The sequence below is a fragment of the Lachnospiraceae bacterium JLR.KK008 genome (assembly GCA_037015955.1).
GTDB lineage: Bacteria > Bacillota > Clostridia > Lachnospirales > Lachnospiraceae > VSOB01.
The window spans coordinates 856,872-883,871 of the sequence record CP143548.1 but is presented as its reverse complement, the minus strand read 5'-3'; the positions used below and the strand labels follow the sequence as shown (position 1 = coordinate 883,871).

Below are 27,000 nucleotides of genomic sequence, written 5' to 3'. Positions count from 1 at the left end.
CCAGCAAGTCACAGCTCCACCAGCGCGGAGAGCTGTTTCAGCAAATCAGACAGAGGGCCCCACAGGTCGGAGTAGTCCCGTTGCAGAGCCTTGATTTCCTCGGGGTAGATGCCCCCGTAGGTGTTGGCATGGATAGCCACTTGATTGAGGTTGTTTGAGCACCGCCGCTGGAGGGATACCAGCTCCCGGACGGGAGCAAGGTCAACCTGGAGCACATAGCCGCACAGGGCCATCCGGCGCATATAGGCCCCCATGTTGCGGATGCCCGCCTGGGCCATGCGTTCCTGGATAAGCGCCTGCTCCGCCTCGGACACCATCACATGAAGATGGATGGGGCGGCGGCGCTTTTTCCCGGCCACGGCTACCTGCCGCCCCGGTCGGGCGCGTCCCGTTTGGGCGCAGAGGGGGCCTGCCGTTCCCCGGCCAGTTTTTGGGCCTCTTTCATTTGTTCGGCAATCGGGCGGGGCCTGCCGCCCTCACGCAGCAGGCCGGAAACCTCCGGGGCGGGCCGGAGCTCATAGTCCGCCGCCTGCTTTTCGGTCAGCGGTTTTGTGTAGGTCAGATGCCCCCACGCCATGAACGCGCCGCCCTCCACGGGTATGCGCTTATCGTAGTTGACGATCTCATCCGGCGCGTTGCCCGCAGGCTTGGGGAACGTGCCGATGTCCACGGGCCGCTGGGTGGAATAATACTTGTAAAGGCCGGGGGCCTCCACCTGCGCCACCTTGACGGAAAACTGCTCCTGGTAGCTTTCCACCCGTTCCAGCAAGTCCTGCTCCAGCGCGGCCCGGTCACTGCCATAGTGCCCCCACTCATACTGCCGTATGCCGTGTTCGTCATCATAGCAGGCCCATGTCACAAAGGGGGACGGAGCGGTGGGGTGCTCCCCCAGCGCAAAGCCCCGGCCATTTTCCAGCATGACGGCCTTTAAGATTGCATAGCCTTGATTTTTGTCCATTGTAGCCTCCTCTCGAAATGTTAGCACTATTTGGGGAAATCGGGGCAGGACGTGTAAAAGTACGGCCTACCCCGAAAACGCCCCCGGAAAGCCTTGCAAACAGCGGCTTTTTATAGCCCTAAATGCTCACTGAATATTATCCTCCTTGGGAGCCACCAGTTTCCCGCTTGAGAGCCACCTGGAAGTTTCCACCTTGAGAGCCACCCCGGACACAAGATATAGTAGTACTGCCTCTGTTGCTTCAAAATACAACAGAGGCAATAACATGTATAGCTTATTCAGACGATCATGATTCTATTTCGTCAACAAGCTTTTTCAGTTTCTTTGAATCATACAGCTTTCTCAGGTTTGTTTCATTTGTAGGGATTTCATAGGCATTATGGATAATCCTGTCCATGATGGAATCTGCCTGCGTTCCGCCGCCGAGCCTGCCATGCCATTCATCGACAGGATACTGTCCGACAAAGACGGTGGAATGATTCCCGCTGCGCTGTTCAAACAGCTCATAGAGGTTCTTGGCGTCTTTTTCGGAAATTTTGTAATTAAGCCACTCATCAAGGATAAGGATCTGATAGTTGCCGATCCTTTTCCTGTATTTTGTAAGCTCCCTGAGGTTGTCGTTCTGATTCTCAAAGTTACGCATCAGGTCAGGCATCCTGATATACAAAACCCTGTAAGTTTGTCTGCACGCTTCCACGCCAAGGGCGCATGCAAGGTAAGTCTTTCCAGCGCCGGTCGGTCCTGTGATGACAAGATTTGTTGCATTGGAAACAAATCCCATTGTGGCCAGATTCAGGATCGTGGACTTTTTTATCTGTCTGGAATCGTAATCCAATGATTCCAAGCTTGCGCTAGGATATTTAAAGTAAGCATTCCTGATCAGTCTGTTTATGAGCCTGTTCTCCCGTTCCTGTATCAGTGTTTCCAGAAGCAGTTCCAAACGCTTTTCGTAGCTTAGATCCACAAGTTTTATATCTTTTTCCTGCATTTCTATGATTCTTGCAAGGTCGCTTAATTCTAATACCGATAAACTCTTTTTTATTTCAATGTTCATTTGTCGTCTCTCCTTTTTTTGTAATAATCTGCGCCTCTGACAATTCCGAATTTCTGATTGTTTTCCTTGAACTCTGTGAGTTCTTTTGCACTGTTTATGCTCCTGGCATGGGAATATATAGTCTTATAATAAGGCATATGGTATTGCCTGAGCGCTTTATCACATGCTTTTTCAAGGACTTCCGGTGTATAGATATCCGCTATGGAAAGTATGGCTCTTGCTGTCTGCATGGGTTGTTCTTTCACTTTTGCCTCGTCAAACATCCTGCGGATTACCTCAAATGTTTTGGGGCCTGTTTCCCTTGCTTTGTCACAGAGATCTTCCACTGACAGATTTTTTTTGAGCGGCAAAGGAAGATGGGCTTGCTCTGTCCGCATACCGTTTGTCATATGTTTGGAAAGTATCGGATGCTTTGCTATCTCTGTTCTGTTATAATAGATAAATACAAGATGGCTGTTAAATTTGATATCCACCTTGTATCCGATATACCTGTATGGAACGGAATACTGACCTTTGTTCCACCATATATGAGAGTTGCTGCCGACTTTATGCCCATAAGACCATTCACAGACTTCATAGGGAATAAGCGGCAGGGCTCTCAAGTATGGTTTTTCTTCCGTTTCAAAGATGCTCCGGCGGCTTCCGGGGCGCTTCTGGAAAGGCTTGTCATTGAATTCTTTTACCGCTTTTCGGATTCCGGCATTTAATGCGGCTAATGATGGGAAGGTATCATTTCTGAGTTTTGCGATAACAGCCGTGGCAATCTTACCCACACTCCCTTCCACACTTGCTTTCTGCTTTGGCTTTTTGACGCCTGTTGGCATGATAGCTACGGAATAATACTCGCCAAGCGAAAGATACGCCTCATTTAGTATGATCTCACCTCTTTTAGGATGTGAGGTCACTCCGGTTTTTAAGTTATCACAGACAACTTTTACCGGTGTCCCGCCAAAAAACCGGAACATGTTTACATGACAGGAAAGCCATGCTTTTTCATCCATACTGGCTGCGGCTTCCACATAGCTTATCTGGCTGTAGGGCATAGTTGCAACAAACAGGTATGCTGTTATACGTTCCCCGGTATCCGGCTCCGTATAGCTCATTGCAGGGCCGGACCAGTCAACTTCAATCTCTAATCCGGGTTTGTGTTCTATGTGGCTCGTATAGTTTTTATCTGCCGTAAATTTCTTATAATTTTTAGCAAATGTTATATAAGAACATGCACGTGCCCCGTCTTTCTCACATCTGGCACAGTATTCTTCCCAAAGGAGCTTCTCTGTGACGCCTGTCTTCTTTAATTCCTTATGGACGTAAGAATAATCAACCGGTGCATATCTGGGCTTATATTTAAACTTATCCGGATAAAACAGTCCATAGAGTCTGTCGTCATCCCATTCAGAAATATCATCCCACGATCTGCCTGACTGTAAAAACAATGCCTGAACTTCGGCGACGGTGTTTCTGGATACACCTAAAACTTTTGATACCTCCCTTGCGCTTAGATTTTTTCCCAGAAGTTCGAGAATGCTTCTGACTTTTGTCTTCTTAAACATAAAAAGACCTCCTTATAGATTATTTGGTGATACTGCATTTGCAGTTCTCCAGAAATAACTATAAGGAGATCCATAATAAAATCAAATATACATGGCAGCACAATATGTTGTGGTGGCTCTGAAGGTGGAAAATATCCATTCCGGATGGCTCTCAAGCGGGAAACTGGTGGCTCCCAAGGAGGATAATATTCACAATATCCGGGTAAAATTCAAAACTGTCCAGACTTTGGGCCAGGTTGATAATGTCCTCCACGCTGGAGGTATGCGCCCCGATATGGAGGGCCGCCTCGAATTTTTCAAGCTCACTTTGGGGGAGCTCCGAGAGCAGGCAGGCCAGGTGGTTCAGCTCGTCCAGATTTTCATATTCGCCCAGGTGGTCATAGAGCCCCAGCACATCGCCGTCAAAGCTGGTGATGAAAAATTCCTCATACCGTATGCCGTCCACGCCGATGTCTTTCAAAAGCGCCTGCACCTCCTGGGGGCTGGTGGGGAATGTCAGCGTTTTCCCTACCAGCTCGCCTTCGTTGTATTTCCCCAGGTTGGCGATGTACGCCTCGAACAACGCGGCCACGTCAGCGGCGGCCCTGGCCCTTGACGGTCAGGATGCCCTCCAGCGTGGTGGCGGTGATGCCCAGCCGCTGGGCCACGGCGATGTCGTTCTTCATGGACTCGGTGACGGTGTGCCCGCAGACCACCAGCACCCGGGAACGCCGGAGCAGGTCGCGGCCAATGTCGATGCTGCTCTTGTGCTCCTCGGGAACCGCGTCATTGAGGAACAGGGGCAGGAAAAGCGCCGGGCAGATAGGGGCAAAGCCCGCATCGTAAACCGCCCGGCAATACTGCGCGGCCAGCTCCGCGTTTTCGCTGTCGCCGCCGTACCATGCGGCGGTGATGTACGCAAGGGGTCGTTTCATAGTCGTTTACCTCCGATATTTTAATAGTTGTCGTTCAACCCAATCCCCCCGCCCTTTCCCATTCATGGGAAAGGGGGCGGCTCTGGAGGATATATCCCCCGCCGCGCCGGGAGGGGTGGCACAGCCGGGGCGGGCCGTCAAGGGCAGGCCGCCGCAGGCGGCGGTGCTACGCACCCTTGACTGCCCACTCCCGGCTGTGCTCAGTAGTAGGCGGCGACGGGGGATATTACCACCAGAGCCCCTCTCTAAAAGAACGCCATGCAAGGCGCGGGGATGGGGCCGGGGAAAAAGAAAAGCCTTGGGACAAAATGTCTCAAGGCTTACTTCTCGCGGTCGGTCTTTTTCTCCGGGGCGGTGCGCTCCGGGGGCTGTTTCTCTTTCCATGCGTCCAGCAGGGACATAATCTGGTCTTTCATTTCCCGGGGCGTGGCATCTTTGCCAAAATACTTCCCCAGCTCTGCGGCGGAAATAATCACTTTGTCTACCTCCTTTTTCTCACGGCTCAAAATGCCGTCAATCACATCGCCGTTCAGTTTCCCGTCCTTATCCAGCTTGCGGAGCTCCTGGGCCTGGGACAGCGAGGGGGAGGACTGCTCGCCCTCAATGGAAACGGCGATAAACCTCTGGTTTTTGGGCTTGATGAACGAGATCTCCACGGCGGGGGTAAAGGACAGCTTTTTCTCGTTCACCATAGACTGGAGCTCCGGCACAAGCTCGGTCAGCCGGATATACCGCTGCACCTGCTTGTAATTCATGCCGTTGCGTTCCCCCACGATTTCCGTGGAGCGTTTGCCAACGTCCCCGGCGGCCACGCCCTCCAGCCGCGTCCCCTGGTGGCTGATGGCCTCCACCTGCATTTTCAGCGACTGCGCCTTTTCCATCGGCAAAATCTTTTCCCGGTGGCGCAGGTTGTCATCCGTCATCGCCAGGACTGCCTCATCGTCCGTCATGTTGCGGACGATACAGGGCATATTTGCAAACCCGGCCAGCTCACTGGCCCGCTGGCGGCGGTGGCCCGCGATGATTTCATAGCCGCCGCCCTCACGGGGACGCACCAGCGCGGGCTGGTGTACGCCGTTGTCCTTGACGGACTCCACCAGACCTTTCATTTCCGCATCGTCACGGACACCAAAGGGATGGTCTTTGAACGGGAACAGCTCCGAAAGGTTGAGATAGACAATCTCCTCCTTTTCGGCGCGGGTCGCGTCACGGGGCTCGGGCGGCTGTTCCGGCGCAGGCGGGGGAGCGGCGGGAGCCTCCTCCTTTACCGTGGCGGCCTTTGCCCCTTTTGTCCCCTTGCTTTGGGACATTTTGTCTCGAGGTGGGGACGGGGGCTTGTCGGGGGCCGCCTTGCCATCCTTGGGTGGGCGGCCCCTGCGGGCCCCCGTCCCTCCCGGAGTGCCGGGCCCCGCTTTTTCTTCCTTGGGCTTGCGGCCACGCCTGCCCTTGGGCTGTTCCTCCGGGGCGGGCGCTTTTTCTTTGGCGGCCTTACCCCTGGCGGCTTTCGTCTCCTTGCCGGGCTTTTCAGACGGGCCGGGAGCAGGCGGCTGTTCCGGCTCGGGCGGTTCGTTCTTTTCCACCTCCGCACGTTCCGCCGCCCGTTTCTCCGCCATGAGCTTTTCGATCTGGTCAGCGGATACCACCACATCGCCGGGAGCCCCAGCCGGGGCCTCCTGCGCGGGCGGTTCCCCGGCGGCCTGCTCGGGCGCGTCCTTTTTCTCCGGGGCCGGGGGCTCCGGGGCAGTCTGCTCGGTGGGCTTGACCTCCGGGGCAGGAATCTCCGCCGGGCCCGTATCAAACAGGCTGGGCTGGGGATTTTCTGCCGGGGTGGTGTTCAGTTTTTCGTCTGCCATTCGTTACCTCCTTTTTTAATTTCGTGAATGTTGCACAAATCTTGTGCTAAAACTTTGTTACTATTTTTTCGCCTCCTTCCCGGCTATCCACGCAAAAAAGCCGCCCGTTTTTTCTTGCCGGACGGCTTTTTGCGTAATGTGATAGCTCTGATTATATTTTTTTGTGGGTGTAGGCTCCGAAAAGCCTTGATATTACAGCGTTCCTAATAGGAGACATTCATATTGATGCTTAAATGCCTTCTCCAGCTTATTAGGATAAAATCCCATGACCTGAATTTCGCCGCCTGTTGGCGCAATAATACCAGTCAGTATCTTCACTAAGGTAGTTTTACCCGCTCCATTCGGTCCAATCAATCCTATAAACTCACCCTCATCCACATCCATGTTAAAGGCATCTACCGCAATTTTTTCTTCATATTCTCTATGGAACAGACCCTTAATGCTTCCTGTCACTCCCTCCTGCTTCTTATACCGTTTATACTTTTTCGTTATATTTTCTGTCCGTATCATTTTCATGTTTAAATCCTCCAAATGAAATATATTTTAGTTCAAGACACAAAAAAACGTGGTTTCTGCCTATCATAAATAGACTGAAACCACGAATCCATATGTCTCAAATTGACGTAGTAAAACAAGGCTTTCCATGAAAGGATACCCGCAATGTCTTAAAATTTGCACTCCATTTCATAGTTGGTCTAAAACAAAAAAAGTATGACCTCTACAGTCATACTTTCCCTTTTTCTCATTCCTCAAAACAAGACAATAATTCCCAGTGTATGCAGTATTCTGTAAGGCAGAAACAACCAGCATTCAATAATGCTGAAAAGGGTACCACAAATAAAACACTATCCCTCGTGCTTACCCTCTTTATTAAATTTAGTTGTTCTTTGTCATTACAGATACCGCCAACATATAGCATATCTACCTTTTCTTTAAAATATGAACCTATATTAACTCATAACTTTTCCAGTGTCAATATTTATTTAATAGATATTTTGTAATTAAAATCGCTGAAAGGCGCATAACTTCGTGGGGCGTATGGTTCGCTAATGCTAAGTTTGGATGAAATTGACGGTGAATTAGTGTCAAGTTCTTTCTTGCAACATCAAACCTGGCCCATCATGCAATACCATATTTTTTGAAAATACTATTTAAATCTTCTTTACTGATTTTTCCTGCAAAATAATACATTCTGAATATTCTCTGCTTTCTATTATATGATACGGATTTACCCGTTTTCCATGTAATTCAAATATACATCTGCGTGCTTTATATGCCTCCGCTTCCATTTTTTGCATATTTTGAAAATCTAACCAAAAAGATCTGTTCCCCGTTCATTTTCTTATGAGCATTGCATTTATACCAAACCTGATTGGGTATTCAATTAATTTTCTCGAATCTCCGCTTTTTTTGCAGTTTTTCATTAATCACATTTTCAATTTCTTTATCTATCAATAAATATTTTGAAACATCTTCTATCTTTTGTGTTTCAAATCCTGTAAGGATTCTTATTTCCTGTAAAGTCAACCCTTTTTCAATCAAATTTGCAACTCCTTGCAAAGCAACGGTGGTAGGTGTAAAATTATGAATATCCAATTCTTTCATTTTTTTCTTTAAAGTATGAAAAATGCTATCAGGCGTTAATTGTTCGCCATTGCTTTTTGTAAACAAATATATCCTATCAGGATATTTATGTATTCCACAATATTTTATTAAATCATCCCATATATCTTTTTCTAGCTTTACATATATCCTTTGTTCCTCATCGCAACCGACCAATAACTGTCCCTCTTTCTCATTAAACTCTTCTGTCTTCATATTAATAATAATTTTTTCTTTAAATCCATAAGTAACAAGAAAACGATAAATAACCGATTGTCCAAATTGATAAAAGTTGTTTTTATTTAAAAGCTCTATCTGCTCTTTTACAATTTTAACTTTTTCCTCTTCATCAAATGGTAAATATATTTTTTGACTTAATTCATTATTTAAGCTTAAACATATATCATGCACTATCTGCTTATTTCTGCAACCTTCCTTCAAATATCTCCACTCTATTTCCCGTTCCTTGGCATAGCTGGAAAATTGATCTATCGCCGTTAAAAATCTCTGAATCGCTTCAATAGATGTTGCCCTTTTGCTTGTTTCAAAATAATATTTGCATGCCTGTTCAACATCTATCTTTGTAAGATTTGCTGATAGGTCAGCAAGTGAATACAACTTTAATTCTTGATTACAATACTCCAAAAAACTCTTATAACAAGCCTGATAATTAGCCCTCTCGCCTTTTATCGTTTTATAATAATCATCTAATGCACTTTTTAATACTGCGCTCATTAGCCTTCTCTTTCTTATACACGTCTTTCAATAAAATACTTTTTTTATTGTCTTCCATCTATATATAATAATACCACACATCTTTTTAATGTAAAGTATCGCCTGACTCTAAAATTATATAATTACTCATCTATTCTACAAAAGGTAAGCAAATCCTTTATCTGACAAAAAATCAAATTGATAAACTCCTTTCCACACAAAGCGCCCCATACCCCGCGTATGTCAAGTTAATGTCACAAACTTTTTTCACTTTTCCCATGTGAAAATCGCTGAAACCCGCATAACTTCGTAGGGCGTACGGTTCGCTAATGCTAAGTTAGGGCAAAATTGACGGTGAATTAGTGTCAAGTTATTATATCTTGCATTATCCTCCCTTTCCCATTCTTCTTGTGCCCCCTTTGCATCTTTTGATAATGCTCCTGTTGTAATAAGCCATCCTCCATTAGCGTTTTTCATAACTACATTCCCTAATAATTTTGTAATTACATCTGCCGGCAAAGTACCATCCCATGCTTTACATTCAACAAAAATTGTAGAATTACTAATTTTATGTCTGGCAAGCAAATCTATTTCCATCCCGGTAATCCGGACAGTCTCTGTTACTTTATATTGTTGTACTTCAAGAATTTCTCTAGAAAGCTTTTCCAGTAAATTGCCTTTAAAAGTTGTAGAATCTCCTTCTTTAGTACATACTGCAATCTCATATTTCATAGTATCTTCCCTTCCCATTTTTCGTTAGTTTTTACTTATTATCCTTCAATTTCATCTAAACGTCTTGCAATCTCTTCTGGCTCAGGTAATAATTCACGCATGTTTATTGGTAATTCATTACTAATTTTATAGGTTGCCACTCCCATTGGCACCGTTGCACTTTTTAATGCATATTCAACTACAGTCCTATTCTTACTTCGGCATATAATAATTCCAATAGATTCATTCTCCTCAGGGAGTTTTTCCTGTTCATTTAACGCTGTCAAATAAAACTGTAATTGCCCCATATCAGATGGTTCGAATTTACCTATTTTCAATTCTATTGCCACTAAACATCTTAATTTACGATGATATAACAATAAATCTATAAAAAATTCATCGCCACCAACTACTATTTTATATTGGTTCCCAATAAATGCAAACATACCTCCCATTTCTGATAAAAATTTTTGAATATGTTGTATTAATTCTTGTTCCAATTCACGTTCACTATGTTTCACCGACAATTCCATAAAATCAAATGTATATTCATCTTTGACTGCTAATTTTGCTTGCTTTCTATATTCTTCCGGCAACTGCTCTTCAAAATTAGTTTGATTTAAAAGAAATTTCTCGTAAGATTTTATTGATATATTATGTATCAGCATTTCTTTTGTCCAACCATACTTTCGTATCATCTTAAAATAAAATTCTCTTTCCTGGCTATTTTTGCATTTTTCTAAAACCAGATATATTTTTGTCCAACTTATTTCTGCCACTAGAGGTGGCACTTCTTTGTTATCCTGAAATGTAATGTAAAAATTTCTCATTCTCCATAAATTCCTTGCAGAAAAACCGGATTTCCCAAAAAATTCTTCCTGTAATTCTGCTGATAGTTCTTCAACAATAGCTTTACCCCAACCATATTCATTTTGCCTCACACAAATTTCTCTGCCTATGTCCCAATATAAACAGATCAAATTATAATTAACAAATTTCAAAGATTCATACTGGGCATCTTTAATTTTTTGAATTATATCAGAAACAAACTTCCTAAATTCTTGTGTTGTAACAATATTTTTCATATACATCCTCTCCATTTCTGCCACCATCAGTGGCAGAATTTCATCTATCTTTCCAAATTAGTAAACCATCATAATCCGCCGACAATGTATTGTAAAATTTTGTATTCCAATAACTCTATTTCAATTGATATTCTAGCCTAAACCCAATTTACTTACACCAACATTTTTAATAAACATCATCAAACTATTAAAATCAATATAACATGTTAACCTATTTCATACAACGCATAATAAACACTTTATTCGACACTATATACCATAAAATAACATACACTTTATCCCAAAATCTCCCACATTTCTACCCCGGCAGACTCCTTTCCACACAAAGCGCTCCATACCCGACCATCTCATTCGGAAATTCCGCAAATCCCGGCAGTTGCCTTGCTCCTTTTTGCAGATAGGCCTTCACCTTCTGCCCATACAGATAGGGGTCATTTCCCTTGATAATCCCATGCTCCATCAACAGGGCCGCCGCTCCGGTGACAAACGGCGTGGCAAAGGAAGTGCCGGTGACTGTGACATAGCCTCCATCTGCCGCGGCTGTCACGATTCCTACCCCCGGCGCTACCAGGTCCGGTTTACTCTGAATGATGCCCAGGCGCTGCTGTGCATTCGCCGCAAACAGATAGCCCCGGCCGGAGAAGTCGGCATAGGCGTCATTCCTCGTATCGTAGGCACCCACCGTGATCACTTTAGACGCCGTGGACGGAATCGTCAGCGTCGTGTCCGGCGTCGGACGGTAAAACCTCGTATCCGAACCCAACGTCGTCTGACTTGGCAGATACATACTGTAATTACCCGTAACTGTCTTCAGTGGTGTTATCGTAAACGCCCATATGCCACTGCTCACATACCGGCCGGCCGGCAAAAAATCCAGGTAGATCTCCTGCTGCGCTGAATACGGCGTCGGTTCCCCCACATAGAGAAGAAGCTCTGTCCCGCCCATGGCAATACGCCTCAGACCTTCCCGACCTGTACTGTCCGTGGAAAACGTCACAGAATTGCCATCCGGAGACATCAGCATAATCTGAAAGGTATCCGCATAGTTTTTCCAGATCTGTACGCTGAATGCAGTTTCATAACTCCCTACCGACAATTCTATCCTCGTATTTTCCAGCGCATTACCAGATACATGTCCTCTGGAAGCCCCCTCATTCCCACTACCCACGCAGATCACATTTCTTCCCACTTCAGACGCATTGTCCAGAAACCGTTCCAGCAAAGAAGTGCCGTCATGAGAGCCATATGTATTGCCAAAACTGAGATTTATCGCGATCGGTCTTCCCATGGCGACCGCCTTCCTGATCAGATAAGTCACTGCCCGCATCAGTTCTGTCGTCCTCGGAAAAGATTCTTCCCGCGGCGTACCCAGTTTGACTATGATCAGATCACTCTGCGGCGCCACGCCCGTGTCGGCACCTTCCAGAAGTGCCATCCCCTGTACGCTGCTGCCTGATGGGCGCAGTCCCAGGCCGCTGCCCGCCGCGATCCCCGCGACCGCTGTTCCATGACCGCTTACATCGCGCACTGGCACAAGCCGTGTACGCTCTGCCTGGGAATCCTCCGCAAGCGCCTTGTCAATCTGCTCTGACTTAAATTCGACTCCGGTCAGGAATCCATCCGGCGGCTGCCACCCCCGCGCCTCGTCCGCCTGCAGGCTCTGATCCCAGATGGCTGTGATCTTCGTTTTGCCATCCGCATTCCTGAAATCAGGATGCGTATAATCGATGCCGGAATCGGCAATACCAATCAGGACCCCGCCGCCGTTCAAATAGGGCGGCCTGATCGTTACCGGCAAGATACATGACGCCCGTTTTCCTTCCAGAACCTGAAAATAAAGGCGTTTTGGTTTTTCCACATATTCTATCTCTTCAATCTCTGACAATAACGTCATTTTTTCTTCCGGGACGCTCAATATCGCATAGCCTGCGAGCAAAGGCTCCACACCGATCGAAAGCTCTTCCAAAAAAAGAAGATCACCGTGATATTTCACGATGACCTCCCAGATCTTTGTCTGCTGATCAAATCCGATCTCCAATATTTCTGACTTCTCCCGTTCCTGCGGAGTCGCCTGCAACGCTGCATTGAGCAAAAGTTCTAATTTTTCATCCGCCATCTCTTCGCCGCCTCTGTCTATTCCTGATTAAAGATGCAGGGATGATATACGTGTCCGGGCCCAGAGCTCAGACCATCCCTTTGACACCCTGATCCAATTATAGGAATTATATGACCGTTCCATCAAAAAATACCGTTTTTTTGCGGCCGCAAGACCCTCAGTTCCGGTTGTTTTCTCCCTTCCCCTTCTCTTCTTCGGGTGGAATATTCATGACCAGACGGAACACAAACACGCCATCGTCATTTTTAAAATCATATTCTCCGTCAAACTTGTCTGCTGTCTTCGTAATGCTGAGCACACCGACTCCACCTGTGAACTCCGGCTTCGGCTGCCCGTTTCGAAACGCTGTCTCCCTTCTGCAAGTATTGCTGCAACAGATGACGAGCTTATTTCGCTTTCTCTTAATCGCCAGATGAATGAAGCACTCCCGTCCCTGTGCCTGCTTCTTCACCTCCATACAGCCAAAAATGGCATTTTCATAGGCATTGGCCAATATCGCTACCAGATCAATATTTGGTATTGCCAACTCTTTGCCGAGCTCCACATCCAGTGTAACCTCGATCTCTTCTCTCTCGGCTCTTCTTGTATAGGCCGAGAGCACGTTATTGACAGCCATATTGGCACAGATCGTCTTTACGGCGCTGTCGTCCATCTCCTGTTCATATTCTTTTAAATATCGCAGCAGCTCTTCATTCTGTCCTCTGCGCACATACTCTGCAATGACAGCATTGTGATGCCTGGCATCATGACGAAGCCTTTTACCCGCCTCTACCGATTCTTCCATCAGTTCCACATTCCGCTCCAGCAGCCGATGGTTCATCTGCATCAACTGATATTCTCTCTGATATTCTTTTTCTTTGCCGATATGCAGATACAGACGGAACGCCTGGAACTGCAGTGAACCGATCAGGAAGAAATTGATAATGATCTGATATAACCGATACGGTGTGTGATCGCGTATGTTCGGATTGAGAATAAACCCGATCCCGCAGAGAATACTAATGATCATAAGTACGGCGCTGAACCGGTCAAGTTCGCTCTCCACATAATTGCCAAATCCGCGAAAATCCTTTTTCATCTTTTTGTCGATCAATATTACCATTATTATAATCAGAATGATCCGCATGACAATATCCACCCAGACATTCTCGTTAAAAAATATCGTGGCGATCTCAATGCTGCTGATCAGAAAGATGCCCATCAGATAATAGATCAACGCCAGCTTATATACCTGCAAGAAGATCGGCCCCTTGCACATATAGAGAGAAAAGCCCGCAAAACAAAAATACATGAAAATGGCTCCCATCCTCACAAAGCTCTCCCAGTGGACTGCATACCAGCCACAGCCCAGCAAAGTAACAGCGCAAACGAAGCAGGCATAGCCAAGCACCGTCTTTATCCTGCTGAACCGTGGTTCGCTCATCAGCAGATATAACACGATCACCCCAAAGAGACTGACCAGAAAACGAATCAATGCAATATATACCGGGCCACCTAACATATCATGCTTCTCCTGTCTTTTGTTATATTTTAAAAGATGCTACCGTTTGTTTCAAGAGCCCGCTGAGGCGGAACAATTCTTCCATCTGTCCCATCACTGCCTGAGAGTTTTTATCAGAGTCCCCCGCAGACTGCTCCATACTCCCCATATATTGTGCGATACCCGCCACCAGTTCTGTGATCGCCCTGATCGATTCGTTGATTCCGGTCATGCTGACACGCATCTCCCCGGAAGAAGCTCCAAGATCACTGGAAATATCGTTGTAAAATACCGCATCCTGCTGATACGCCTGTGCCAGCTCTGTCATTCCCCTGTAATCTTCCATGACCTTTCCGTTCATAAATTCCAACAGCTTTTCCGCACTGGCAGACAAAAAGGCAACATTTTGTACGACTCCTTCTGTCACTTTCTGAATTTTGTCCACCGTCTTTCTGGAATTATCTGCCAGCTGCCGGATTTCCTCCGCAACAACGGCAAATCCCTTTCCTGCCTCTCCGGCCCTCGCCGCCTCAATCGAAGCGTTCAGCGCCAGTAAATTTGTCTGAGAACTGATCGCAAGAATTTCCTCTGTCAAAATACTGATCTCCTGTACTTTCTGACTGTCAGTAATCGCCTGTTCCAGTTCTCCCTTCGTATTCTCATACAGTGTCACTGCCTCCCGGGCAGACTGACTGGAGGTTTCATGCTGCCTGGCCGCCCGGTCCATGATCTCACACGACTGCCGCGCCGCTTCTCCGGCCTTTTTCGCCACATCCTCTACGGCCTCCTGCAGCTCTTCTCCATTCTCATTGATGCTCTCTGTCAGCTCCTTCGCCCGCTCAGTCTGTCTCATGACCTGGCTCACCAGTTCTGAAATGCCGGCAATATTCCGGCTTAGCGTCGTCATCTGTGCAGATGTACTGTCTGCGATCTCGCTGATATTCCCTGCCTGCCTTTTTGTATTTAAAATAATCTCCCGGATCTGTTGTCTCACCTCTGTCGTCGCGATCCTGATCTGCTGTGTCTCGCTTCTGTACTCTTTGGGAATCGCACTGCCAGTGACCTGATTCTCCGAAAAATCTCCGGAGGCAAACTGCTTTAACATCTGTATCGGCGCCAGCATTCTGCCGATCAGTCCTGCCATAAACACCGTCACGAATAAAATAATTCCCAGCGCGATCACGACTGCCACCATAACCATGGCAGTCAGAGGCGCCATCACATGATCCGCCGGAACGACCACTCCCAGCTTCCAGCCGCTTCCCGTTATTTCGGACAAGGCAAAGAAACATTCACTGCCATCATAGTCTGTCAATTTCCTGACACTATTGTCAGTTCCCTCCATCATTTCTCCCAGTTGCGGCAGAATATCCGTAACCGGAACAGCCACGTCTGCCGTCGGCTCGTATTCTTTATTTTTATGCGCTATATATTGACCGCTGCTGTCCGCCAGAAACCCATATACTCCCTGTTCATAATTGATACTTCCCGTCAGCTCCGTCACTGTGGCAAGCGTCACATCCAGGCCGATCACACCTGCCAGTTCATGTTGTATGTAGACTGGCGCTGCAATCGTCGTACACATCTGATTCGTCATCACATCCCAATATGGATCTGTCACGATGACCGTTCCTGCTTCCACCGCCTGTCCGTACCATCCACGCTCGACCGGATCATATCCCTCCGGTATCTCTGCCTCTTTGTTTGACTGGATGAACCTGCTGTCTTCTGTTCCACAGTACAGATTCAGAATCTCCGATCTGTCTGCGGCATGGGTATCCACCACCGATTGCAGAAAATCAGTGTCCACCCTCTCTCCGGCCTCGATGCTGGCAGCTGCCCCCGACGCAAGCATCTTTTCATTCTCAATCCATGTGTTGATCTCTTCCGCATATTTTTCCGCGTTTAACCGCAGTGCCTGCGTCTGTCCTTCAATCAGACGTTCACCCGAAGCAGTGATACTTCCCGCCACTGTCAAAAGAATACTTACCGCGACAATACCGATCACACTGAACGTGAGCCTGCCTTTAATTGTCTTTACCACGAACCGTACCTCCTAAGTCTTTTCCTTCATCCCATGTTTCATTGTACAGTATTTTGCCGATCATTATAGCAAATTTTCGTATCAATGAGAGACGTCTGGTACAATTCGCACTTTTTTTCATATCCTTTGCACTTTACCAACACAAAACGGGACTCCTTCGAGTCCCGTCCCACTGTCAGTCCCTTTATTATGAAAATGTGTCCGCTCTCTGTTCCTATTTAGTCAGCAGCAGCATAATCTCATTGCTCCGGGTGACAAACCTGGCCATAGCTTCCGGCTCCAGCGGTGCATGCTGGAGCATTGCCAGATCATAGAGTTGTTCGCAGAACATCTTTACATGGTCGCCATCCTGATGTTCAAGCACATACTGAACGAGCGGATGACTGCTGTTGAGAATCAACGTCTCTCCTTCCTGATTGCCAAACATCCCCGCGTCCATGCCAGGCATAGCATACATCTTCATCATATCCTGCATCCGCCTGCTCTCCTCGGACAGCGTAATCATCGAAGAAATCTTCTTATTTTTGAGCTTCTCCACAGTCACTTTCAGCTTGTCTTTCTTCAAGGCCTTTTTAAAGATCTTGCCCACAGACTCTGCCTGCTCTTCCAACTCTTTGGCAGCCTTTTTGCTCGTCTTGGCCTTGAAGACATCCGTCAGATCAGCATCAATCCGCTGGAATTTAATCCCTTCATTCTTCGCCTCCAGCTGGGACACAAACGGCTGGTCAATGTTGTGATTCAAGATGACCGCGTCCATACCGGCCGCCTGGAACATACGGATATACTGGCCCTGCTGCTTTTCATCGGTCACATAGTATATGACTTTCTCCTTTTTTTCCTCTTCACTGCTTTCCGCTTCTGATTCCTCATCGTTCACGCCGACAACTTCCGCTTCCACTTTCCCGCCGTTCTCATCGACTGCTCCCGTTTCCACTTTCCCGCCGTTCTCATCGGCTGCTCCCGTTTCCACTTTCTCACCGTTTTCATTGACGACTTCCGCTTCCACTTTTTCACCGTTCTCATCGACAGCGTTTTCCTTGCTCTCGTCCGGATCAATCTTGCTTACTTCCAGACATTCCGGCAGCGTCATATATTTACCGTCCAGATTCTTGAACAGAATATAATCCGTCATCTTCTCGCAGAACTTGTCGTCCCGAAGACAGCCAAACTTGATGAATGGACTGATGTCGTCCCAATATTTCTCGTATTCTTCTTTCTCTGTCTTGCACATGCCGGACAGCTTGTCCGCCACCTTCTTCGTGATGTAGTCGGAAATTTTCTTCACAAAGCCGTCGTTCTGTAAGGCGCTTCTCGATACATTGAGCGGCAGATCCGGACAGTCGATCACACCTTTGAGCAGAAGCAAAAACTCCGGGATCACTTCCTTAATATTGTCCGCGATAAATACCTGATTGTTGTACAGCTTGATCGTGCCCTCGATCGACTCATATTCCATATTGATCTTCGGGAAATACAAAATACCTTTCAGATTAAACGGATAATCCATGTTCAAATGAATCCAGAACAGAGGCTCCTTATAATCCATAAATACTTTCCGGTAGAATGCCAGATAGTCTTCCTTCGTACAGTCATTGGCATGTTTTGCCCAGAGAGGATTGGTGTCGTTGAGCAGCTCCGGACGCTTTACGATCTTCAGTTTGACCGGATCGTCTTCTTTCTCCGGCTGAATCGTCTCCAGTACCGTATCACTGTCCAGCTTTTCATCTTCGTTGATCGTCTGCGTTTCCTTGGTGTCTTCTTTCGACAGATAGATCTCGATCGGCATAAAGGAGCAATATTTCTCAATAACGCTTCTCGCCTCGTACTCATTACAGAATTTCAGACAGTCTTCATTGATAAACAGCGTGATCTTTGTCCCGACCTGCTCCATATCTCCGTCTTCCATCGTAAACTGTGTACCACCGTCGCACTCCCAGTGGACCGGTTTGGCTCCTTCCTTATACGAAAGGGAGTCGATATGCACTTCGTCTGCCACCATAAAGGCAGAATAAAATCCGAGGCCGAAATGCCCGATGATCTGATCTTCATTCGTCTTGTCTTTATATTTCTCGATAAAGTCCGTCGCCCCGGAAAATGCGATCTGGTTGATGTACTCGTCCACCTCGTCGTCAGTCATGCCAAGACCATTGTCGATAAAGGTCAGCGTCTTTTTCTCCGGACTGACAATGACTTGTATTTTTGCCTGATAGCCGTCCGGAAGTGCATACTCGCCCATCATATCCAGTTTCTTTAATTTTGTAATGGCATCACAGCCATTGGAAATCAGTTCCCGGAAAAAAATGTCGTGGTCCGAATATAACCACTTCTTTATGATCGGGAAAATATTATCACTGTTAATCGACAGATTGCCTTGTCTCTCTGCCATTTGCTTCACATCCTTTCTATTCTATTTCCGATTGTAATCTACCTGCTTCCAGAAGTCAAGAAAAAATTAGCACTCATTTCTAATGAGTGCTAATAATAACGTCAGAGCCGCATGTTTCCTGCTTTTCCTCAAATCTAAAATTTTTATAAAATATACATCCGGCTGCTTTTTTTCTGTTACCTGCTCCGCCTCTCATATTTTTGAAACAGATATTCCAGATCAAAATATGTCTGTTCCTCGCTGTCCTGCGTAATTTGCCACTCCGGCATCTGATCCAGATCCGGGAAATAGCAGTCCGCCTCATAGCAGCGGTCTATTTTCGTAATATGCGCCACATCGCAATAGGGAAGCATTTGTCTGTAAATACTTGCGCCGCCCACAACATAAATATCCTGCGAACGATAGTTTTCCAGCTCGTCGAGCAATTCATCCAGCGAATGCAGAACAAGGGCATTTTTGACCCGATAGTCCCGGTTCGTCGACAAAATGATGTTCTTTCGCCCCTGCAGAGGCATTCCCTGAGGAAACGTCTCCAGCGTCTTCCGTCCCAGCACGATCACCTTACCCATCGTCTCTTCCCTGAAAAATTTCTGATCGTTGGGAATCCGCACAAGCAGATCATTTCTGTTGCCGATCGCCCAATGATTGTCAACTGCCGCGATGATATTCATCCGTTCCTCCTCTTTATCCCACCCCGTTTATAAGACAGGGCAAACGGTATCTTCTTACTCTCTGTCCCACTTGTCACACAGTGAAGTAACCTGGTCCGCAAATTTGGCGAGATCTTTGTTCGTACCGCCTTCATTTTTACGAATCACCGCCAGCAGTCTCTGACCTGCGGCAAGCAGACGGGCAAATACATCGCTCGCCTTATGATGCTTCTTTTTCAGCAATACCGGCGCCGCTTCGTACTCACAGGTATTTGTCAGCAGATCGAATCGGGTACCACTGTAAGGTGCATACGCCGATAATCCGTACTCTTTTTCCAGACAGTCTCTGAATGCCTCGCATACCGTGTCTTCGCCATGGACAACAAAGATCCGTTCCGGTTTTTGCTCGAAGCCGCTGACCCATTCCAGCAGTCCGGCCTTATCCGCGTGACCGCTCATGCCTGCCAGTTTGTGGATCTGCGCTCTGACCATGATCATCTCTCCGAACAATTTCACCTCGTCCACCCCGTCCACAAGCATCCTGCCAAGCGTCCCAACCGCCTGATAGCCTACAAACAATATCGTGCACTCCGGCCGCCACAGATTGTGCTTCAGATGATGGCGGATACGTCCGGCCTCACACATTCCGGAGGCAGATAAAATGACCTTCGGCATCTCATCAAAGTTGATCATCTTTGATTCCTCACTGGTGATCGCCAAATGCAGTCCCGGAAACTGTATGGGATTGATTCCCGACCTGACGAGCGCCATCGCTTCCTCGTCAAAACAGTTATAGATATTTTTATTGAAAACTCCTGTCGCTTCCACTGCCAGAGGACTGTCCACATACACCGGAAAATCCGGGAAATTTTTCACAAGCCGTTCCGACTTGATCTTACGCAGAAAATAAAGCATCTCCTGGGTACGGCCGACCGCAAATGACGGAATAACTACATTACCGCCTCTGGCAAACGTCTCGCTGAGGATTTCTGTCAGCTCCGTCACATAATCCGGTTTCTCCAGCGAATGCAGACGGTCTCCGTATGTGGATTCTATCACAACATAATCTGCCTCTTTCGTCTTCTTCGGGTCTCTGATAAGCGGCTGATCTTTATTGCCGATGTCTCCCGAGAATACGATTTTCTTCTGCTGCCCGTTCTCTTCCACCCATACCTCGATACTGGAAGAACCGAGCAGATGTCCAATGTCCGTGAACCGCAGATGAATCCCTTCACAGAGATTGATCATCCTGTCATAATGACAGGGCACGATCTGTCTGATGACGCCGTCGGCGTCTTCCATCGTATAGAGAGGCTCCTCTGCCTGGATGGCAGCATGTCGTTTCGCCTTTCTGCTCTTCCACTCCGCTTCCTGTAACTGAATATGTGCACAGTCACGAAGCATGATGCTGCACAGGTCCGCGCTGGCATCCGTCATCAGCACCTGCCCCCGAAATCCCCTGGCATACAATAACGGCAGGAGACCGGAATGGTCAATGTGCGCATGTGTCAGCAATACATAGTCAATCAGACTTTCCTGCACCGGAAGAGGCACATTTTCAAACACATTGATTCCCTGCTCCATACCATAGTCCACTAAGATATGTTTTCCGCATGCCTCCAGATAATGACAACTCCCTGTCACCTCATGAGCCGCCCCGATAAATGTTAATTTCATGTAACCGCTCCTCCCTCCAGTTCAATATTAGCAGCCATTTGCAATCCGATCGACCGTGTCAGACGACCAGTTCCACTATATTTTTATTGTATCATGGCAGGCAGAAAAAGTCTATTGCCCGCATAACCACATACAAGGCAAGCAGATGAAGCGGGTAGAAAAAGTAAAACCACTTCTGTCTGTTCTGTCCACGTCTGCCATTATAGAAGGGAAGTAATAAGAAAGCCGGGAGACTGTAAGGATTCCATGAAAATGCACAAAATCCTGCAATCGCAGCCGACACACGATACGAATGAAAATAATAAAATACCGATACAAGGGCAATTCCTTTATACGTATAGTCAAACCTGCACAGGTACGCCAGGGCGGCACCCGCCGAAATGGTAAAAATTTGCAGGAAAAGCGTCATCAACTGACGTATGACACTTCTGTCTCCCCGCCTCTTCCATGTCCATTTGCGGATTCTTTCGACTACTGACAGAACTGTCAGTCCCAGAAATAAGGAAAACATAACATTCTGTCCTCTGAAATCCCAAACCTTCCCATAAATCGCCAGATCATAGGGCACTTCCGACAGCAGTGCAAACAGCAGCAGACGCCACGCATACTGTTTCCTGTTCTTCGTATAATAAAATCCTTCCACAAGCAGAAACGCAAACAACGGAAAAGATATTCTGCCAATATGACGCATACACCGATACGTCATGTTCCAGCGCTCCATCTGTTCTCTGGTTAAATTTGCGATCTGCGCATTGGCATAGCCTTTGAGCGCAACAATCGCCAGATGATCGACCAGCATTGTAACTACGGCAATCCATTTCAGCATACTGCCAGTCAGAAATCTGCATTTCTTCTGAAAAATTCCTTGATCCACCTTATTTTTCACCATTTACCCATCATTCCTCCAAAACAATCCCGAAAAGAAATAAGCAGATTATACACCGGAGTCAGCCGCCTTTCAAGCGATTCCTTTCCCACATTTGTCGTGTTCTGCTGACTTGAAAAAGTAAATTCCAGTGCAGGACTAAATTCCACCCTATTTTAATAGTTGGCGATTTTATCAAATTTTTTTAGGCAAATTGATAGGAATTCGTTTATAATAGAAGCAACTTCCTGCAAAATAATCGAATGGATGACATGACAAACAGACCGCTGGAAATGCAGTGTGCAAGACTGAATTCCACCAGCCGAACATATGAAATGTGAAAAGTCTATTTCCTGTCTGACAGCAGATTTTTTGTGGTGGTTAGTGGTTAAAGCGTATCAGCTTAGGCGTCAGGTTGACTTCATCGGGAGGAATCGGTCTAAGCTGAAGTGCTTTTAAAGTGCGGGCCCCATAAGTCCATAATGCTGCTTCATAAGGAGTGCGCCCGCCAAGGCTTTCCCGCGGCATGGAGTTGATGTGGTTTACGATCAGGTTCACATCCCACTGGGTCAGGAATTCAAAACTGGTGCCTTTTGGGAGAACCATCCGGAGCAGGGTGTGTGCGTTTTCAACACCGCCTTTTTGTCCGCTTCGCATAGGGTCACAGTAGAAGACGCTGGAGCATTTTTCTCCGTATATGTCGGTTTCCAGAGAGTCTGGGTCACCGAATTCCGAACCCCGGTCTGTAAGGACGGTATGGAACAGAAGATGGAAATCGGTATCCAGACGGTTTTTAAGCCGGTCAAAGACTATGCGGACAGCGCCGGTTGTGCATCGGTTCATCAGGAAGGCAAGAAACAGCTTTTCCTTGCGCAGATAGAAAGTGAGCAGTACTTTTTTAGAGTCTCTCGAAGAATGTACGGTATCCATTTCAGCGGCCCTCTCTCTATAGTCCGGGTCGAGCAGGAGAAAATCACTGTACATGCGGCCTGAAAACACTTCACGGTTGGTAATCTGTGTTTTGTGGCACTTGCGGGGCCGGAACTTCGTCTTGCGTTTCAGGTCGATATTCCTGGCTGTAAAGAGTCCCTTATCGATGTAGGTGTAGACGGAACGGACGGACATATCCAGCTCCGGATGGTTTGCCACGATCTGATAAGGGGACTGTCCTTGATAGACCAGATGGGAAACCAGCTTGTCTTTCTTTGCCAGTTCGGTCTTTGTCATGTTTAAGCCGCTTCGGGAAGAGCTTAGGGTCTCAGTGTATTTACGGTGTGCAAAACGGGCATCGTACACATATTTGTGGGCGATGGTACATTTATGGAGCGCCTTGTCGCAGCCATTGCAGACATAAGGGGCCTTGTCCAGACGGCCGCATCGTTCCCGGGCAAAATCTCTGCATGTCTGGTTACAGGATGGACAGGAGGTGCACTTGATCCCACAAAGGATGATCTTGCCACAGACATTTGTTTTTCGACAGTGATATCTGTGGATGCAGAAGTTATGGGCATTGTAGAAGGTGCCCTTGTGATACCAGTCGCTGAGCCGGTGCTTTTTGACCTCTTTAGAAATGGTAGAGGGATCTTTGCAGAGGAAGCGTGCAATGTCTTTAAAGGATGTTGCAGAGGAAAGGGCTTTTTCAATGTAAAGCCGATCCTGCAAGGAGAGATGTTTTTGATTGCCAGGTATAAGATTGCTCATGATTTCTCCTTCTACTGCTGTCAGAAAGCAGAGGAATCATATCATAAGCGTATGAAGAAGTAAACTCTACTTATGCAGAGGTAAATGCTACTGTAGTTTGAGAAGGTGGAATTTAAGATTTCATTTCAGGCAACACAAAGCACCTTGACAATTCAATAGACTTTACACTTTGATTGTGATATACTGTAATCACCAATAAATCCAGTTGCTACGATTAAGGCGGTGATATGATGACAGACAGTGAAAAACTTGACCTGATTCTTTCAGAAATGCAAGTTTTAAAACAACGTACAACAAAGATTGAAACAAATGTTACAGATATTAAATTGACACTTGAAAATGAAATCCGTGTCAATATCCAGCGTGTAGCTGAAGGACATCTTGACTTATCAAGAAATCTTCATGCAGCAATGAAAATAGAAAGTGAAAAAGAAATGCTTGCCATACGTGTGAATGTTCTTGAAACTGAATTACGCAGGGTAAAAGAGCGGCTCAATCAGATAGCATAATCATACTACATATATCACACAAATAAGAGTGTAAAGTTTATTGAATTGTCAATAGCTTTGCACTTTTTTATTTGGGAGATCACAGGATTGGGCAAAATCAGTATACGAAATGGTAACAGAACGAATCATCAATCAGTTAGAGCAAGGCGTGATTCCCTGGAAAAAGCCATGGACAGACATCGGATCTGGCGCATTCAACCGCATCAGCAAAAAGCCTTATTCATTGCTGAATCAAATGATCTTACAAAACGATGGAGAGTATGCCACATTCAAGCAATGGCAGTCGCTTGGCGGTCATGTTCGTAAGGGTGAAAAGTCAGAAATCGTTGTATTGTTGGAAGATACGGCCCGTAGAAGAAGAACAGGTTGACGGCACAAAGACGGAAAAGCAGATACCATTGTTACGATATTACAATGTCTTTCATATCTCATAGGTTGACGGCGTAGAGCCTTTACCGAATGAAGTGACAGACAATGGTATTGAACCGATAGAAAAAGCAGAAAAGGTACTGTCTGATTACTGGACAAGAGAGCATATAACGGTTGAACATGCTACGGGAGATCGTGCATACTATTCACCCTCTCGTGATCTGATACACCTGCCACTATTTGAACAGTTCACAAGTGCAAATGAATATTACGCCACAGCATTCCATAAGTCGGCGCATTCCTCAATGAAATAAAACTGCCGCAATCGTGCGGAAGAAAGAAAAGGGAAGATCGTTGCTTTCAGTAGTGAGGAATACAGCAAAGAAGAATTAGTTGCAGAAATTTCAAGTGCAAGCCTGATGAACATCATGGGAATCGAAACAACGAAGAGTTTTCGCAACAATACCGCATATATTCAAAACTGGCTGTCAGTTTTAAAGAATGATGTCAGATTCATTGTATCAGCGTCAGGCAGAGCGGAAAAAGCGGTCAAATATATTTTAAATGAAGCATGACAGAGAATGAGCAGGTAAAAACAGGGTGTATCCTCTTGAATGGCTGCACCCTGAATATGACAATAGGAAAGCATAAGGATATGACAAAAGAACACTTTGAAACGAATACAAACTGGAAAATGAGCTATGAAGAATATCAGAGATGCGACTGCACGCAATGTAACAAAAAAGATTGCATACACCGCAATGCTTTTAGACGAGTACCTGTCATTGATGGCGGTTTAGGTTTATGCCCTAACTTGAAAAAAGTGTAATATATGAAATGATAAACCGATAATCAATGATATATGATAAAGGCTATGTGCTTTAACGGTTCATAGCCTTTTTGTGCGGTTTATTTGGTCATATTTGCATGATTATCATGCGGTTTCAGGGTCAAATAGGGCTTGTAACGGCTTTATTGATAACACATTAGGGCAATCTTAAAAAGTGGCTGGAATCGGCTCGTAGCGCGCTTGTTTGGGGTCTGTATGATGGTGCAAAAGGCGCAAGGATGTATGCCGGATAGTTTACATAGTAAAAATTTGACTTCACTGTGGTAAAGTGCGCATCTGCTCTACACATATCTCAACTCTATATTAAAAATGTACCAAAGTATTTCAACATAAATATATACATTATTTCAATCGTATGAATGTTTCTTTTTAAGAATATTCGACAAGTTTTACATCAATATCAAGCAAATAGCTCATAATTGATTTGCCTGCTTTCATTTGCTGAATATCAAAATCAATTTGATGAATAATAGTGCTAATTCTATCTATTTGGCTTAGCAATACACTTTTCTGGCGGAGAAGTGCAGAGAATATCTGTTTCTCTGATGATACTTCCATTGAGCCTGTTATTGATTTGATTTCCTCTAAAGTAAGTTTATAGGACTTCAGCCTATTGATTAACAGCATTTTCTCTAATTGCTTGATGGAATAATACCTATATCCATTTTCAAAACTTATTTCTTCAGGATAAAGTAGTCCTATTTCTTCATAGTAGCGTAGTGTTTTTGGAGTCACCTCACAAATCCGAGAAAACTCACCTATTGATAGCATTTAGCCTCTCACCTTCTTTTCTTGATATAAAGTATAAACCTTTCCGTAAGGGCAAAGTCAAAGCCATTTTTAATTTATATCCCTTACACAGCTCTACTGTACCATGCATTAAAATCTTTCACAAGGATGCAATTATATTGTCAAAGGTGAAAATAAATACTACTAAATATAAAATTGCATTTCGTTCTCATATTCTAACCCGAAATGTAAAATAATATAGAGTGATATGAGAATGTACCAATACGAGAAACAACTTGACTTCCACGCCCTGGGCCGGGAGATCAAACGCAAAAGAGAGGAAAAGGGCTGGACGCAGGAATACCTCGCTCAGTTGGTGGATCGTGTGCCACGATCCATTATGTATATTGAGAACAGGGGCCAGCATCCAAGCCTCAACACCTTTTACCAGCTTGTCACTCTGCTGGATATTTCAGTGGATCAATTCTTTTTTCCAGACCCCAACACGGGCGAAAGCTCATGCAGGAAACAGATTGATATACTGCTCAACTCAATGAGTGAAAAAGAATTAACCGTAATAAAAGCCACGGCAGAGGGACTCAGGCAGGCCCGGGAAACGGAGGATGCTTAAGAAAGCGTGACCTCCGTTTTTTGCGCCATGTAGAGGAATCGCACGAAACGGCAAGCAGGGCAGGTGTGGCCACACCTGCTATTTTCTTGTGCCGCTGGCCCTGCGAAAATGCTTGTTGGGGAGCTCCCCAAACCCGCAGGACTTCGGGACAAAGTGTCCCAAAGTCCCGGACGCTTACGCTTATTGTCTGCGGCCCGGGCTATCGCTCCGGGGCCTTATTTTCCCGCCCGTCCGTGTGGCCGAGCAGATGGTCAATGTTCGCCTTGACCGCCACGGCCTGCCGCATATCCGCCTGGGCCTTGCGGTACTCCGCATAAAGGGCCTTTTTCTTTTCCGCCAGCTCCTGGCGGGTCTTTTTCATATCCGTTATTTTTGGAAGTTTCTCCCCGTTTAAGAGGTTGTTCAATACCGCTTTCGCCGCCCGGTAGCTGGTGAATATTATCCTCCTTGGGAGCCACCAGTTTCCCGCTTGAGAGCCACCTGGAAGTTTCCACCTTGAGAGCCACCCCGGACACAAGATATAGTAGTACTGCCTCTGTTGCTTCAAAA

General features: G+C 46.2%; 22 protein-coding genes and 4 pseudogenes. 5 read left to right on the top strand and 21 right to left on the bottom strand.

What is annotated here, in order from left to right:
* Window positions 1-8: 8 nt before the first annotated feature.
* The 19 genes and pseudogenes from V1224_04470 to V1224_04380 all read right to left on the bottom strand — a co-directional run bounded on the left by V1224_04470 (window position 9) and on the right by V1224_04380 (window position 23,363).
* Window positions 9-317, bottom strand: coding sequence for a plasmid mobilization relaxosome protein MobC (locus V1224_04470; protein ID WWR17423.1), 309 nt, complete (start codon window positions 315-317; stop codon window positions 9-11).
* A gap of 44 nt (window positions 318-361) precedes the next feature.
* Window positions 362-958: a hypothetical protein gene (locus tag V1224_04465; protein ID WWR17422.1), complete on the bottom strand. Its 597-nt coding sequence runs from the start codon at window positions 956-958 to the stop codon at window positions 362-364.
* A gap of 286 nt (window positions 959-1,244) precedes the next feature.
* Window positions 1,245-2,012 (bottom strand): ATP-binding protein, encoded by a 768-nt coding sequence (locus tag V1224_04460; protein ID WWR16694.1) that lies wholly within the window; start codon window positions 2,010-2,012, stop codon window positions 1,245-1,247.
* Window positions 2,009-3,565, bottom strand: a complete 1,557-nt coding sequence (istA, locus tag V1224_04455; protein WWR16693.1) for an IS21 family transposase — start codon at window positions 3,563-3,565, stop codon at window positions 2,009-2,011. Before istA ends, V1224_04460 begins: the two co-directional genes overlap by 4 nt.
* Before the next feature lie 193 nt (window positions 3,566-3,758).
* Window positions 3,759-4,136, bottom strand: a pseudogene (locus V1224_04450) (antirestriction protein ArdA).
* A 1-nt stretch (window position 4,137) separates the two neighbouring features.
* Complete coding sequence (locus tag V1224_04445; protein WWR16692.1) at window positions 4,138-4,479, bottom strand: hypothetical protein; 342 nt, start codon at window positions 4,477-4,479, stop codon at window positions 4,138-4,140.
* A 320-nt stretch (window positions 4,480-4,799) separates the two neighbouring features.
* Window positions 4,800-6,332, bottom strand: coding sequence for a ParB/RepB/Spo0J family partition protein (locus V1224_04440; protein WWR16691.1), 1,533 nt, complete (start codon window positions 6,330-6,332; stop codon window positions 4,800-4,802).
* A 219-nt stretch (window positions 6,333-6,551) separates the two neighbouring features.
* Window positions 6,552-6,848: pseudogene (locus V1224_04435) on the bottom strand (ATP-binding cassette domain-containing protein).
* A gap of 864 nt (window positions 6,849-7,712) precedes the next feature.
* On the bottom strand, window positions 7,713-8,669 hold the full coding sequence (locus V1224_04430) for a hypothetical protein (protein ID WWR16690.1): 957 nt from the start codon (window positions 8,667-8,669) through the stop codon (window positions 7,713-7,715).
* Window positions 8,670-8,915: 246 nt separating this feature from the next.
* Window positions 8,916-9,380, bottom strand: coding sequence for a restriction endonuclease (locus V1224_04425; GenBank protein ID WWR16689.1), 465 nt, complete (start codon window positions 9,378-9,380; stop codon window positions 8,916-8,918).
* A gap of 38 nt (window positions 9,381-9,418) precedes the next feature.
* Window positions 9,419-10,471 carry a PDDEXK nuclease domain-containing protein gene (locus V1224_04420; GenBank protein WWR16688.1) on the bottom strand — a complete coding sequence of 351 codons (1,053 nt, stop codon included), beginning with the start codon at window positions 10,469-10,471 and terminating at the stop codon, window positions 9,419-9,421.
* Window positions 10,472-10,742: 271 nt separating this feature from the next.
* On the bottom strand, window positions 10,743-12,560 hold the full coding sequence (locus V1224_04415) for a S8 family peptidase (protein ID WWR16687.1): 1,818 nt from the start codon (window positions 12,558-12,560) through the stop codon (window positions 10,743-10,745).
* A gap of 157 nt (window positions 12,561-12,717) precedes the next feature.
* Entirely contained in the window at window positions 12,718-14,061 is a 1,344-nt protein-coding gene (locus tag V1224_04410) for a GHKL domain-containing protein (protein ID WWR16686.1), read from the bottom strand.
* Window positions 14,062-14,083: 22 nt separating this feature from the next.
* Window positions 14,084-16,084: a methyl-accepting chemotaxis protein gene (locus V1224_04405; GenBank protein ID WWR16685.1), complete on the bottom strand. Its 2,001-nt coding sequence runs from the start codon at window positions 16,082-16,084 to the stop codon at window positions 14,084-14,086.
* A gap of 214 nt (window positions 16,085-16,298) precedes the next feature.
* Entirely contained in the window at window positions 16,299-18,470 is a 2,172-nt protein-coding gene (htpG, locus tag V1224_04400; GenBank protein WWR16684.1) for a molecular chaperone HtpG, read from the bottom strand.
* Window positions 18,471-18,646: 176 nt separating this feature from the next.
* Window positions 18,647-19,141, bottom strand: coding sequence for a dihydrofolate reductase (locus V1224_04395; GenBank protein ID WWR16683.1), 495 nt, complete (start codon window positions 19,139-19,141; stop codon window positions 18,647-18,649).
* 54 nt (window positions 19,142-19,195) lie between these two features.
* Window positions 19,196-20,797 (bottom strand): MBL fold metallo-hydrolase, encoded by a 1,602-nt coding sequence (locus V1224_04390; GenBank protein WWR16682.1) that lies wholly within the window; start codon window positions 20,795-20,797, stop codon window positions 19,196-19,198.
* Window positions 20,798-20,888: 91 nt separating this feature from the next.
* Window positions 20,889-21,686 carry a TraX family protein gene (locus V1224_04385; protein ID WWR16681.1) on the bottom strand — a complete coding sequence of 266 codons (798 nt, stop codon included), beginning with the start codon at window positions 21,684-21,686 and terminating at the stop codon, window positions 20,889-20,891.
* 357 nt (window positions 21,687-22,043) lie between these two features.
* Window positions 22,044-23,363, bottom strand: coding sequence for an IS30 family transposase (locus tag V1224_04380; GenBank protein ID WWR16680.1), 1,320 nt, complete (start codon window positions 23,361-23,363; stop codon window positions 22,044-22,046).
* Between the two features lie 227 nt (window positions 23,364-23,590).
* On the opposite strand from V1224_04380, the gene V1224_04375 reads away from it, so the two are divergent.
* The 4 genes and pseudogenes from V1224_04375 (at window position 23,591) to V1224_04360 (ending at window position 25,070) form a co-directional block, all read left to right on the top strand.
* Entirely contained in the window at window positions 23,591-23,872 is a 282-nt protein-coding gene (locus tag V1224_04375) for a hypothetical protein (protein ID WWR16679.1), read from the top strand.
* A gap of 109 nt (window positions 23,873-23,981) precedes the next feature.
* The gene (locus tag V1224_04370) at window positions 23,982-24,242 is read left to right on the top strand and encodes an ArdC family protein (GenBank protein WWR16678.1); all 261 of its coding nucleotides are present in this window, start codon (window positions 23,982-23,984) and stop codon (window positions 24,240-24,242) included.
* Between the two features lie 94 nt (window positions 24,243-24,336).
* Window positions 24,337-24,816 (top strand): annotated as a pseudogene (locus V1224_04365) (zincin-like metallopeptidase domain-containing protein).
* Complete coding sequence (locus tag V1224_04360; protein ID WWR16677.1) at window positions 24,813-25,070, top strand: hypothetical protein; 258 nt, start codon at window positions 24,813-24,815, stop codon at window positions 25,068-25,070. The pseudogene V1224_04365 and the gene V1224_04360 overlap by 4 nt, the downstream one beginning before the upstream one ends.
* Window positions 25,071-25,460: 390 nt before the next feature.
* On the opposite strand, the gene V1224_04355 is transcribed toward V1224_04360, so the two are convergent.
* Complete coding sequence (locus V1224_04355; protein WWR16676.1) at window positions 25,461-25,862, bottom strand: MerR family transcriptional regulator; 402 nt, start codon at window positions 25,860-25,862, stop codon at window positions 25,461-25,463.
* Window positions 25,863-26,094: 232 nt separating this feature from the next.
* On the opposite strand from V1224_04355, the gene V1224_04350 reads away from it, so the two are divergent.
* On the top strand, window positions 26,095-26,451 hold the full coding sequence (locus tag V1224_04350) for a helix-turn-helix transcriptional regulator (GenBank protein WWR16675.1): 357 nt from the start codon (window positions 26,095-26,097) through the stop codon (window positions 26,449-26,451).
* 199 nt (window positions 26,452-26,650) lie between these two features.
* On the opposite strand, the pseudogene V1224_04345 reads toward V1224_04350, so the two are convergent.
* Window positions 26,651-26,878: pseudogene (locus tag V1224_04345) on the bottom strand (hypothetical protein).
* Window positions 26,879-27,000: the final 122 nt, after the last annotated feature.